The organism is uncultured Subdoligranulum sp. (assembly GCF_937890665.1).
In genome coordinates, this window is sequence record NZ_CALADU010000266.1 from 1 (window position 1) to 11,339 (window position 11,339).

Annotated in this window: 15 protein-coding genes and 1 pseudogene; 4 read left to right on the forward strand and 12 right to left on the reverse strand. The window is 45.3% G+C overall.

Going from position 1 to position 11,339, the window contains the following annotated elements; translation table 11 throughout:
• The 3 genes and pseudogenes from Q0526_RS14770 to Q0526_RS14780 form a co-directional block, all read left to right on the forward strand.
• Positions 1-504, forward strand: a pseudogene (locus Q0526_RS14770) (hypothetical protein); the annotation flags it as partial.
• Positions 505-620: 116 nt separating this feature from the next.
• A complete protein-coding gene (locus Q0526_RS14775) occupies positions 621-1,418 on the forward strand; it encodes an ABC transporter permease (RefSeq protein ID WP_298735165.1) in 798 nt (265 codons plus the stop codon).
• Positions 1,419-1,432: 14 nt separating this feature from the next.
• Positions 1,433-2,191, forward strand: coding sequence for an ABC transporter ATP-binding protein (locus Q0526_RS14780; RefSeq protein WP_298735167.1), 759 nt, complete (start codon positions 1,433-1,435; stop codon positions 2,189-2,191).
• A 314-nt stretch (positions 2,192-2,505) separates the two neighbouring features.
• On the opposite strand, the gene drt2 is transcribed toward Q0526_RS14780, so the two are convergent.
• The 12 genes from drt2 to Q0526_RS14840 form a co-directional block, all read right to left on the reverse strand.
• Complete coding sequence (gene drt2, locus Q0526_RS14785; RefSeq protein ID WP_298735170.1) at positions 2,506-3,873, reverse strand: antiviral reverse transcriptase Drt2; 1,368 nt, start codon at positions 3,871-3,873, stop codon at positions 2,506-2,508.
• A gap of 544 nt (positions 3,874-4,417) precedes the next feature.
• Entirely contained in the window at positions 4,418-4,654 is a 237-nt protein-coding gene (locus Q0526_RS14790) for a helix-turn-helix domain-containing protein (protein ID WP_298735173.1), read from the reverse strand.
• Complete coding sequence (locus Q0526_RS14795; protein WP_298735176.1) at positions 4,651-5,091, reverse strand: sigma-70 family RNA polymerase sigma factor; 441 nt, start codon at positions 5,089-5,091, stop codon at positions 4,651-4,653. Before Q0526_RS14795 ends, Q0526_RS14790 begins: the two co-directional genes overlap by 4 nt.
• Before the next feature lie 44 nt (positions 5,092-5,135).
• Positions 5,136-5,492, reverse strand: a complete 357-nt coding sequence (locus Q0526_RS14800) for a hypothetical protein (RefSeq protein ID WP_298735180.1) — start codon at positions 5,490-5,492, stop codon at positions 5,136-5,138.
• Positions 5,493-5,528: 36 nt separating this feature from the next.
• Positions 5,529-6,284 (reverse strand): ABC transporter permease, encoded by a 756-nt coding sequence (locus tag Q0526_RS14805; protein ID WP_298735183.1) that lies wholly within the window; start codon positions 6,282-6,284, stop codon positions 5,529-5,531.
• A complete protein-coding gene (locus Q0526_RS14810) occupies positions 6,284-6,973 on the reverse strand; it encodes an ATP-binding cassette domain-containing protein (RefSeq protein WP_298735184.1) in 690 nt (229 codons plus the stop codon). Before Q0526_RS14810 ends, Q0526_RS14805 begins: the two co-directional genes overlap by 1 nt.
• A gap of 12 nt (positions 6,974-6,985) precedes the next feature.
• Complete coding sequence (locus Q0526_RS14815) at positions 6,986-7,159, reverse strand: receptor (protein ID WP_298735185.1); 174 nt, start codon at positions 7,157-7,159, stop codon at positions 6,986-6,988.
• Positions 7,160-7,265: 106 nt separating this feature from the next.
• A complete protein-coding gene (locus Q0526_RS14820; protein WP_298735186.1) occupies positions 7,266-8,168 on the reverse strand; it encodes a HAMP domain-containing sensor histidine kinase in 903 nt (300 codons plus the stop codon).
• 7 nt (positions 8,169-8,175) lie between these two features.
• Positions 8,176-8,940: an ABC transporter permease gene (locus Q0526_RS14825; RefSeq protein WP_298735188.1), complete on the reverse strand. Its 765-nt coding sequence runs from the start codon at positions 8,938-8,940 to the stop codon at positions 8,176-8,178.
• Complete coding sequence (locus tag Q0526_RS14830; protein ID WP_298735190.1) at positions 8,918-9,826, reverse strand: ABC transporter ATP-binding protein; 909 nt, start codon at positions 9,824-9,826, stop codon at positions 8,918-8,920. The genes Q0526_RS14825 and Q0526_RS14830 overlap by 23 nt, the downstream gene beginning before the upstream one ends.
• A 72-nt stretch (positions 9,827-9,898) precedes the next feature.
• Complete coding sequence (locus tag Q0526_RS14835) at positions 9,899-10,591, reverse strand: response regulator transcription factor (protein WP_298735192.1); 693 nt, start codon at positions 10,589-10,591, stop codon at positions 9,899-9,901.
• Positions 10,575-10,754: a DNA-binding protein gene (locus Q0526_RS14840; protein ID WP_298735193.1), complete on the reverse strand. Its 180-nt coding sequence runs from the start codon at positions 10,752-10,754 to the stop codon at positions 10,575-10,577. Before Q0526_RS14840 ends, Q0526_RS14835 begins: the two co-directional genes overlap by 17 nt.
• A gap of 273 nt (positions 10,755-11,027) precedes the next feature.
• On the opposite strand from Q0526_RS14840, the gene Q0526_RS14845 reads away from it, so the two are divergent.
• Positions 11,028-11,285 carry a hypothetical protein gene (locus Q0526_RS14845; protein WP_298735195.1) on the forward strand — a complete coding sequence of 86 codons (258 nt, stop codon included), beginning with the start codon at positions 11,028-11,030 and terminating at the stop codon, positions 11,283-11,285.
• Positions 11,286-11,339 lie beyond the last annotated feature (54 nt).

Sequence of the window (11,339 nt, forward strand, 5' to 3'; positions counted from 1 at the left end):
ACAATTGCGCGGTCGGATGTTGATCCGGATAATAGAATTCCACACCTTTCTCAGCACACGTTTGAAGAGTACAAAAAAATATGGGGGACTTTTGAATCAGATTTGTTTGATTTTAAGGCATCCATTTTTTACCAACGGCGCAAAGAATTTTGCTATGCAGGCGACTGGACTCTTTATGTGAACCTTGGGACGGGTGATGTGACACAGTGTTACTGTGGTAAGAAACTTGGAAATATTTTTGATGCGGAGCCGATTCACTTGGAAGCAATCGGTAAACATTGTACGCAAGCGCATTGTTATAATGGACATTCCTGGCTGGCGTTTGGAGATATACCCCAATTGCACACGCCAACATACGGGCAGCTACGCAATCGGATTACCGTTTCAGGCGAAGAATGGCTGCGTCCACAAGTCAAAGAAGCGTTTGACACAAAGCTTTATAAGACTAATCGAAAGTATTCTCTGTGGAAACAATTTAAAATCAATCGGGAGAATAGGAAATGATGGATAGAATGGTGGCCACATTAACATGGTTGCTGCCGGATGGATTTAGGCCTTTGCTTTGTTATGATTTTGTACAGAGGATGCCTATATAATTTTATATCTGAAAGGATTTCGTCATGTCGACACGTCGATCTCAACTATCTACCTCTTGGCAGCATTTTGCCAAGTATCGGCCGCTCATCAATGAGTTGGTCATGCGGGATTTAAAGGTCAAGTATCGTCGCAGCTTCCTGGGGTATATCTGGAGTATTTTGAATCCCCTGCTGATGATGATACTGCAAACGATTATTTTCAGCTTTATGTTCCGCAACAATATTCCAAACTATCCGTTGTATCTGATCTGCGGAAATACCCTTTTTACCTTCTTCAATGAAAGTTCCAATATGGGACTTACGTCCATTATCGCCAATGCGGCATTGATCAAGAAGGTATATATTCCCAAGTTCATTTTCCCGCTCAGCCGTGTGGCATCCAGCTTTGTGACGATGAGCTTCAGTATGGTCGCGGTATTGATCGTTATGCTGTTTACCGGGGCACCGTTACATTGGACGATTGTGCTGTTCTGGGTACCGTTGGTTTTTCAGTTGATGTTCTGCTGCGGTATGGCGTTGCTTCTGTCTGCGTTGACGGTTTATTTCCGAGATATGCAGCACTTGTTTAGTGTAATGACGCTGGGTTGGATGTACGCCACTCCCATTTTCTACCCTCTGGAGCAGCTGCCCACGAACGTGCAGTTCCTGATGAAATTTAATCCGATGTATCACTACATCAACATGTTCCGTAACCTGGTGATGTACGGGAATATTCCGGGGCCGAATACCTGGATCGCCTGTATTGTGGCCGGTTTGGTAATGCTGATTGTCGGATTGCTTGCATTCCGCAAATTGCAGCGCAACTTTATTTTGTATATTTAAGGGAGGGCAGTACGATGCAACAGAATAATCTGCCCCAGGTGGAAGTTAATAATGTATCGATGCGTTTCAATCTTTCTCAGGAAAAAACGGAAACGCTAAAAGAGTATACTGTCAAGCTGCTGAAGGGCAAGTTGATGTTCAATGAGTTCTATGCCTTGAAAAACGTCAGCTTTACCGTGAACAAGGGCGATTCGGTGGCACTGATCGGACGCAACGGCAGCGGTAAGAGTACCATGCTGAAGGTGATTGCAGGTGTCATGTACCCCAGTGAAGGCAGCTGCACGGTGCATGGCAGCATTGCGCCGATGATCGAACTGGGTGCGGGATTTGATATGGATCTGACCGCAAAGGAAAACATCTATCTGAACGGTGCGGTCCTTGGGTTCGACCGCAAATATATGGATGAACATTTGGAAAGCATTATTGAGTTTTCCGAACTGCAGGACTTTATGGATGTGCCCGTCAAAAACTTCTCGTCCGGTATGGTCGCGCGTTTAGGCTTTTCCATTGCAACAGAGGTCAAGGCGGATCTGCTGGTGGTGGATGAGGTTTTGGCCGTGGGCGACTTTATGTTCCAGCAAAAATGTATGAAGCGACTGGAAGGAATGTTGGCCGATGGAGCCACATTGCTGTACGTCAGCCACGATTCTCAAACGGTGCGGCGCCTGTGCAACCGCGCTATCTGGTTGGATCACGGCGTAAAGCGTGGAGATGGTCCGTCGGACGAGGTGTGTACCGCTTATGAAGAAGCAATGGAAGCGGGAAAAGCATAACATAATCATATGCTTTGTTCAATGCGTGAACTTTTGATGAAAGATAGTGGATCTTGACTTTTTGCCATGGCGATTTTGATGGGCAGAGGTAGTTCTCCCTTAAAAAAATTGTGTCGATGCATTATTTTACAGGGAATTTGTACACTGTCTCTTTCCTATACCCTGCGGGACTATTTTAAACGAAAAAGGAGTGGCGCCGCATTAGGTGAACGCCAATAAGGAAGTATCAAAGACGTACTAACTTAACGGCTGACAAACAGGTGCTACTAAAAGAACGCTCATGATTCTCAATTGTAGAATCATGAGCGTTCTCCTTATTTTTTCTGGCCTTCTTTTATCGCCTTGGCAATTTTTCGTTTATGATGCTTTATTAAGGCATTTGCTTCCTGATCGTTGAGCTTCAATATTCCTTTTGCCTTTCTTGCATAATCAATAAACGTTTGTTTTTCATCATTACGAGAATAAATACTATATAGTTCTTTTGCTGATATATGCCTGCCTTTAGATGATATCCAATTACTGCGTCCAATGGTATGAGCTTTTCGACGCATTCTATAATAATATTTTGTTATTGCGCGTGGCCTTAGTCTAATGTTTTTGCCATCAAATAGAAATCCTAAGTAGTTTATGCTAGATGGCTGGTCACCCTCGTAGACTACTTTGTTCTTATAAGTATAGCAAGAAGTCTTTTCCTTTTGTAGGTCAATAAGTCCTTTCATTGATTCTACATAGGAAAAAATGTAACTTGTAAAATCCGCAATTTCGGAATCTCTCTCGTATGGCAAGACAATGATAAAATCATCTGAATAGCGCATATAAATTCCGCCTTTGCTGGCTACATAACGCTTAATGTCTTTATCAAACTCTATCATGTAAATGTTGGATAGTACAGCGCTAATGGGGGAACCTTGCGGAACGCCAACCCCAGAAACATTCTTTTTTATATCATTTTTGCTTTTCTGAAATTGTTCCTTAGTCAGTACTGTATCTTTACTATTGATCTTTTTACGAACACCTTTTTCTTCAATGTTTTCGCCAGCCGCCTTTACAATGTCTTTCCAATCCCAACTTGAAAAACGGGTGATATTTTTGAAAACAGAAAAGTAATCTTGAGGCAAGCGCTCAACACCAAGTACTTCGCACATCATTTTCTTGAGATATTGATGTTCCAAATTGTCGAAGAAATTAGTAAAATCACCTACTAAAATGAAGCACTGGGGAAAGCTGCGTATTGCATCAAAAGCATCCTTGGCAAAATCAATATTGTTTTTTCCTAAGTTATCTCGATATGCAATTGCAACGTCATCTATGTTATTTTCACAAGCCCAACTATTATACTGGCAGTTTAATAAAAATGCATATCGCTGATATACACACCTATCTAAATGTGAGCAGTAATATAGCTCTCGTGGTTTTTTAGGTCCTTTCTTTCCATAACGAGAGTTTTTCTTCTCAAAGTGGATAAATGGATAAAAACTGTGCGTAACTATTTTTGCCCGATCCATTACGTATTTTCTAATAGAAGGCATGGCTAAAGACACACGCAGGTCAAAATGTGCATAAGGTTTAGTATCATTGTGGTGTTTAACAAAGTCAACCCATGCTTGGCACATCTGGTTTGAGCTACAATTATGACAAGATATAGGTCGTTGACATTGATTGTATTCTTTTTGAGTTTTCATAATTCTCCCCCCTAAAATGCATCATGCCTGCTAACATGGGGGACAACATCCCTAAGTTAGCAGGCAGGTACATGAACATTATTGTCCTGGGTGCATCTGATAGCGTTCCGTAGTATAATCATACTGGAAAGGAGTATCATGTTCAACGAACCCAACCTAGAATTGGTGGTTCTATGTGTAACGTTACTCATAGAAACATCAATTCGGCCAGACTTGACAGAAATGCTCCGCCCTTACAGCCAAACGTGTAAGGTAATGTTATTTTATACCAAAGCACGCTTAAAGTCAAACCATTCTACGCATTTCAAGCCTCATTTACAATGGTAAGAATGGTAAGCTATTTCCAGCTATCCAACCACGCCAGAAAGGCTCGGTAACATCGGGCTTTTCTGTCCTCTAAATGCGTAGATACAAACACCATAATAGCAGCGGGCGCAAGCGGATTTCTGCTTGCGCACGCTTGCTCACTATACAGCAAAGACGGAGGAAGCCGTCAAGGGCGCGGAGCGTTTATCTCGACCCTTGGCAGCTTCCTTTGTCTTTGCTATTTCCTGTTTACAATGGCTTCTACCAGTTTTGCCTGCAACCGATGTTTCATGTGTTCATCCACACGCACATGAGGCGTTCCGTCCAGCTCATAGAGTGTCCGGGTACACAACTTGTTTATGTAGCCGTCATAGTACCGCAAGACGCGCTCTATTGCCAGCGGATCACCAGCACGGGCCTCCACAAAAACTGACAGGGGCAGAAGTACCCTGCCGTGGAATGTGGGTTGCTTCATTTCGCGTTCCTCCCTCCCGGCATTAACGCCATCAATTTCACGCGCAACTGTTTCAGGGTGCTTGTCCTGTGGCGCTGGACGGCGCTGCGGGACATTCCCACAAAGCCGCCAATCTCGCCGTCGGCCAATTCCAGCACACAATGCAGAATTAGAATCTTCTGTTCCTGCTCTGGCAAGGTGGCAAAGGCCCCGGCCACCAGCTCATCCCGAATATGTAGGTCATAGCCAAAGGCGGAGAATGTAAAGCTGTTGCTGGGGTATTCGTCCAGCGTACAGAGTTTATCCATTTCTGCCTGCGGCAAGGTGTCCAGTGGCTTTTCCCGGTCGCGGCGGCGGGCCAGCTCGGACAGATATTTTTGGGCCTCGTTGCGTAAAACCGTTTTACAGAAAGCATCCAGCCGGTTTCGTTCCACATAGTCAAAGGTGTATTCGTTCATTTTCTCGCCCCCCGATCTGCGGGAGAGTGAGAAGATAAAGCTGATTATTCCACTCCTTTCACCGGCAGCAATATGGCGGCCCCGGCCCGCACCGGGAAACCGCAGAAAACAACAATTTTCGCCCGGCAGGTCATAGACCCACCGGGCGAAAAGAAAGGCGATATGCAGTTGATTTGCATGGTATAGTTCATACTCATGACCGCGTGTTCCCGTTGCTGGGGACGGGCTTTTTTAACGGTACATACCCCGTCGTATTCTGTCGAAACGCTCTTTGCTTCATGGCGGCTCCCTCCGTGGGCCGCCGATCGCTCCAGCGCCAGTATAAGGGCATAAAGAATGGCGGCCTTGATTTTGTCAAAGCCGCCGTAGTGTATTAGACGCAGGGGAAAAGACTGCTGCATGACGGCTTTTTTTCTTTTGCCGTCATCCGGCAACCGTTAGTTTTCAATTTTTTTCTTGTGGGAAAAGGCAATCAATCCAACCAGAAACATCACGATAAAGCAAAGTACAATGCTGATACATCCGCCAATGGTGGCCGGTACATGGGCTTCATAGTAAGTAGATTTATCTGAGAAGAACATGGACACGCGATATGCGAAGCTGCCCGGAATGAGAAAACCACTTTCTGAACCGATGAACAGGCAGGATGCAAAGCCATATATCATCCCGACAACGCTTGTTACAATGATATTGCGGCTCAGATTGATAACGATCGCCCCTAAACAGGTAGTTATCAAAACGACAACGCCAGCTTCAATTCCAAACCCGATTGCCAGATTAAGGAACAGAGAAAGACCGCCGGGCAACCTGCCAGCTCCATTGAGTACCGCCACAAGCAGGCCAAAAGCGATAAATAAGACGGCCGCGAAGCCGATGCCGATAACGATGCTGACAGCGACTTTCGATAGAAAGAGCTTCTTCTTTGAAAAACCGTAGGTGATCCAGTTGATGTAAGTTTTGTTCTTGTATTCCTGATAAAACAGCGAACCAATCAAAATGAAGATCACCATTGGGAAGAACATGGAAAACTGGTTATTCATAAAGAAGAACAGGTCAGCAAGTGATTTTGTGCTGTCGTTGAAAACTGCTCCTGCGCCGCCGGTAAGGATGGGAAGAAGCGACAACAGCAGAAGAAATACCATAAACCATTCCCGCTTCAACTTGTAAAATTTGTTTTTGATCAACATTCCCATTATGCTTCCTCCCTCTGGCCGGAAGTCATAATATTCTCGTACAGTGCTTCCAGTTCTTTTTCGTTATAATCGTTTTCTGCAATCTTGATGATTTTTCCGCCGCGGATGAAAATAAGAACATCCGTTACGGCGGCGATCTCCGTCAGATTATGGCTCGATACCAAAATACAGTGTTGGGGAGATTTCAGGCGTTCTTTCAGAAGCAGCCGTATCTCCTTTATCCCCATCGGATCAAGGCCATTGGTAGGTTCGTCCAGCAGCAAATATTGGACATTGCCTAAAAAAGCGCGGGCAATTCCCAGCCGTTGGCGCATCCCCAAAGAAAGTTGAGAGAACAGCTTTTTCCGGGCATCCAGCAGGTTTACTTGTTTGAGCGCCGCTTCGATGTTTGGCCGTTTCAGACCTAAATACTGCGCGTGGAGCTTCAAATTTTCCTCTACGGTAAGCCGGGGGTAAAAAGCCGGGTATTCGATCAAACTTCCAAAACATCTGCTGGAAACGGGCTGCCCATCCGAGAGAATTTCTCCCGAAAAGGCGGTCAGGCCCAGCATGGACTTAAACAGCGTTGTTTTGCCGGCCCCGTTCGGCCCCAGAACACCATAGATTTTTCCTTGCTCTAAAGTCAGGTTGATGTTGGACAGCAATGCGGTATTTCCAACATTCAGATTTACATTTTTGATTTGCAGCATGAAATTCCTCCGTTATTGAAAGAAGATGAAAAGCATAAAGGTCACAGCGTAAATCAAAAATGAGGTTCCGATGGGTTTTGATCTCTGTTTTAACCCTTTTAGGCCATCGCTCAATATGCCATGCAAGGCCATGAGCAGGCACACCGCCAAAGCGATGAGTGAAATTGCTAAAGCTACCTTAACCATTGTTTGTACCTCCTATGGCTCATACTGTACCAAAGAGGTTTAGGATTTGTTTGAGAAAAGTCTAAGGAAAGTCTAAGGATGAAAAAAGAGCTGCCGAAGCAGCCCTTTAGAAATTGATGATGGGAAACACGATTTGAATTGCAAAGATGCCGTTTTGCAGAGATGCCGAGATTTGCCCGCCCATGCGGGTCACAAGTCTTTGCGCGATCGCCAGCCCCAGCCCTGTTGTCTTTTTTGTCCGTGACTGGTCGGTGGTATAAAAACGGTCAAACAAATGGGGAACATCTTCCTGCTGAATACTGCTCGACGCATTTTTAACGGTTATGACCGTTTGCGCTTTCTCGGTTGCTGCGGTGATCTGATAATTTCCCTTCCCGTGAACAAGCGCATTATAAACCACATTTGAGAAGATCCGGGTCAAGGCATCTGGATCGGCCCAAATGACAGCCGGTGAATTGGGGATAACGATATGAGGGACGCATTTTTTCTGTTCAAAATCGCCGTAGTATGAGGCGACAACGTCCCGAAGTACACTGTGTATATCCGTATTCCTGCAATTCAATTTCAGCTCGTCGGCTTCGATCCTTGCAAATTCAAACAGTTGGTCGAGAAGCAGCTTTACAGCGGAAATTCGTTCTCCTGCAATCATCACATATTCTTTTTGCTCCCCGGTCAACTCCTGTTCCTGTAAAAGCTGAATATAGCCGTTTGCTGTTGCCAGCGGCGTTCGCAAGTCATGGGACAGACTGGTGATCGTATCCCGGAACAGGGTATCGCTCCGTTCGATTTCCTGCCTCATACCGCGATATTTTTTGAGAAGATGATTGATACTTGCAGCCAAATCCTGTATGGGCCCATCCGTTTTTTCCACCATGATTTCTGTTTGCGTATCCCGTTCTATTAAAAAATCAATCTGCCTTATGATTTTCCGAACCAGCTTCCGCTGATAAATCAGTTTCAGAAGCAAAAACAGGGAAAGCATTGCCAGCAAGATACATAACACGATCATGCGGCCATCACCGCCTTTCCAAACCGCGCAAATCCATCCTTTGAAACAAGGAGAACGAAACGGCTGTCGGTAAAAATAAATATACTACCAGCGTAATCAAAATGGGCATTAAATTCTCCCCAAAGGTATGGATCTGCAAGCTATGGGAAAGCCCTACTACCCAATACTTGTAGAGCGAATAATCCATATCCAATGCTGTGCTTATCTTTGTGAGGTATAGATACAAAACCCCCAGCAGAAAAAATGCGGCAATCGTGACAATGATCCGATGCCTGAGCAGGTAACTTAGCAGATTGAGAAATGCAGTGTACCCTAAAAAGCACAGGCATTGAAGCAGAAGAAAGGCTCCGATTGCAGAAAACGAATATTCAAGGCTATACCGGGATGTTCCCATGATCAGAATAGACAAATACGCAACGCCGAAGCATACAAGCAGAAAAAATAAAACACCACCCCATGCGGCCAGCAGTTTACCGAAGAATAGATGTACTCTGCTTGTGCCTTTAGAAAGTGCGATACTGTATGTGCCGGTATGAAAATCTTCTGTAAAGTACAGGCACAAAAAAAGCGTCAACGGAAAAATCAGGCTGTAATCTGAAAATAGAAACTCCGTGAACGAAACCAGAGATATAGCCGGAAGCATAGCATCTACCGAATTATGATAAAATGTCAGGGCAAGCGCAAAGACAAAAAAAGCGGCCAGTGCGAGGCAGGCCCAAAACAGGCGGTTTTTGCGGATACGGAATAACTCACTTTGCATCGTCTGGATCACGCTTTGCACCTCCTGTCATTTTCAAAAGATAGTCGGTCGGCTCCATACCGGCAAGCCAGATTTCCGATACCTCTATCCCGGAACGAACCAGCAGCGTATTGATTTCCCCGGATCGCTCATTGCAATCAAAAATTCTGATCAGGTCGCGGCCCAACACTTCAAAATCCGGGAATTGCTGGCTTAAAATCGTGATAGCCTGTTCTAATTGTGGGGTTCTTATCTTTATGCACCGCTGGCAGTTCTCTGTCAATTCCTCAGCCGTAAGTTCACAAAGTAACTTGCCATCTGCCATCACGCCATATTGGGATGCAAGCCGGGCAAGCAGCGTATAATCCGGTCCAGAGATTAGAAGCGTGGTATGGTTCATTTCATGCAGATAGGTCAGAACAGAAAGCAGGCGTTCGCATTCTCCTTTGTCCAGCCCGGAAAAAGGGTCGTCCAGGATTATCATGTCTGGATTTCCCAAAAGGGCAACCGCCAAATTCACGAAACGCTGGGTCGATAAGGGCAATCGCCGTACCGGCTTTTTTTCTTTCAGGTCCAGATGCAATACATCTAAAAAATGGCTTTCTGTGCTTCCGAAAGCAGAAGCAAAATAGTGCAGCATATCAGACGGTGACAGAGAGCCGATTGTCACAGGCTTTTGGGGTACAAATCCAATCCGGCGGCGCTCCTGCTGATAGTCCATATTGCCAAATAATTTGAGCGTACCAGCTTGAGGTCTCAGTGTACCTATAATAGCCTGCAACAGTACGGATTTTCCGGCGTGATGGCCGCCGTATAGAACATAGATCTCTCCGCGTTTTACCTGAAATGTGATATTTTTAATCCCGTTTCCGTCCGGGAAAACATAGGTCAACCCGGCTGTTTCCAAAGCAGCCTCCAAATCATCATCCCCTTTCCATACCGTCTTATTGTAGCAGATCGGCGTGCAAACTTTATAAGATTTCTCTAAGGATTATCCCTGCATTTTGAAACCGAGGCCCCAAACCGTCTGAATATACTTTTCCTCTGGATTGACTTTGGCAAACTTCTTGCGGAGATTTCCAATGTGGACATTGATTGCGTTATCGTCCCCGATAAAGTTTTCATTCCACACGCTTTCAAAGATATTATTCTTTGTGAATACCTTTGAGGGTGCGGACATCAAAAGCTGCAAGATCAGGTATTCATACCGTGTCAAAGCAATGGGGGTATTCCCGATTTTGGCCGCCATCGCTTCTGTATCAAGGGACAAGTCCTTAAAATGAAGCATCTTGCCATGATGAGGGCCGGTGGATTTTTGAAAGCGCCGCAGCACCGCTTCAATCCGAACCAGCAGCTCTTGATTGTCGAATGGCTTTGTGATGTAATCATCTGCGCCGTTTCGTATGAGGTTCACTTTGCTGTCTATATCCGTTTTAGCGGACACGCCGATGATCGGAATATCCATCGCGCTTTTTATCTTCTCCAATACTGTTTCTCCCGGTATGCCGGGCAGCATCAAATCAAGTAAAATTAAGTCAAAAGTGCCTTTCTCCATCAACAGAAGTGCCTCACTCCCCGAGTAGGCAGAAGTTACAAAATAACCGTGTTGTGTGAGAAGTCGCTTTGTCATGTCGTTGAGCGGCACGTCATCTTCTATAATTAAAATGTCAGCTTTGTTTTTCATCTTTCGTTCTCCTGTCATGCGGTTTCTCTGCGTCTTTGGGTATCAACCAGATTGTCGCCATCTTCACCGCGCCGGGAATACGGCCGCCGGTGCAATAATAGTTTACCCGCCGAGGGGTTACGCACCATTTTTCGCTGGCCTCTTTGACTGTCATATAATCCATGTCCGCACCTCCAATAATGTCATTATAGTTCTTACACAAGAATGATACAAGAAACAGAATGTAAAGAAAAATCTATACAAAGTTTTGATTTAGCGGGCAGTTTCCGTCCTTGCAAACGTATTATTGGCGAAGCAAAAAACAAGGGTTTGGGAAGTTCCCAACAGACAAAAATCTCCGCTCCGGCAGCAGGCCGGAAACGGAGATTTTGCGGAAGTATGGCCACACTTCCTATGCTTGCTCTGTTGTGACTTCCCCGGAAAGGGCGGGAACGGAATGGAAAGGAAACGAAGCACCAAAGAGAGCGATTATCTCCCGAAAAGAGGAAATCCGCTGCAAGAAACCGTCTGTTACAGGCTCAGCGGGACAGTTTATGAAGTACATACTTCCTGTGGTGGGACGGAACTGCTCTATGACAAAATGGTGCGGCTCATTCGCTCGGAAACCATTGCTGCATCTGCTGACAAAGAGGACAAACCGCAGTATAATAAAGACAGCAACCTGTTTGTCGGGCGTTCATTACAGGAGGAATGAACCATGACAGTAAATACCAACCATCCCGACAACATCACCCCTTTATACGCCCGC

Coding starts and splice junctions, on each gene's coding strand:
- Q0526_RS14845 (WP_298735195.1), top strand. CDS start 11,028: ATGGAAAGGAAACGAAGCACCAAAGAGAGCGATTATCTCCCGAAAAGA.
- Q0526_RS14840 (WP_298735193.1), bottom strand. CDS start 10,754: ATGGATTATATGACAGTCAAAGAGGCCAGCGAAAAATGGTGCGTAACC.
- Q0526_RS14835 (WP_298735192.1), bottom strand. CDS start 10,591: ATGAAAAACAAAGCTGACATTTTAATTATAGAAGATGACGTGCCGCTC.
- Q0526_RS14810 (WP_298735184.1), bottom strand. CDS start 6,973: ATGCTGCAAATCAAAAATGTAAATCTGAATGTTGGAAATACCGCATTG.
- Q0526_RS14775 (WP_298735165.1), top strand. CDS start 621: ATGTCGACACGTCGATCTCAACTATCTACCTCTTGGCAGCATTTTGCC.
- Q0526_RS14805 (WP_298735183.1), bottom strand. CDS start 6,284: ATGGGAATGTTGATCAAAAACAAATTTTACAAGTTGAAGCGGGAATGG.
- Q0526_RS14815 (WP_298735185.1), bottom strand. CDS start 7,159: ATGGTTAAGGTAGCTTTAGCAATTTCACTCATCGCTTTGGCGGTGTGC.
- Q0526_RS14790 (WP_298735173.1), bottom strand. CDS start 4,654: ATGAAGCAACCCACATTCCACGGCAGGGTACTTCTGCCCCTGTCAGTT.
- Q0526_RS14780 (WP_298735167.1), top strand. CDS start 1,433: ATGCAACAGAATAATCTGCCCCAGGTGGAAGTTAATAATGTATCGATG.
- Q0526_RS14820 (WP_298735186.1), bottom strand. CDS start 8,168: ATGATCGTGTTATGTATCTTGCTGGCAATGCTTTCCCTGTTTTTGCTT.
- drt2 (WP_298735170.1), bottom strand. CDS start 3,873: ATGAAAACTCAAAAAGAATACAATCAATGTCAACGACCTATATCTTGT.
- Q0526_RS14800 (WP_298735180.1), bottom strand. CDS start 5,492: ATGCAGCAGTCTTTTCCCCTGCGTCTAATACACTACGGCGGCTTTGAC.
- Q0526_RS14795 (WP_298735176.1), bottom strand. CDS start 5,091: ATGAACGAATACACCTTTGACTATGTGGAACGAAACCGGCTGGATGCT.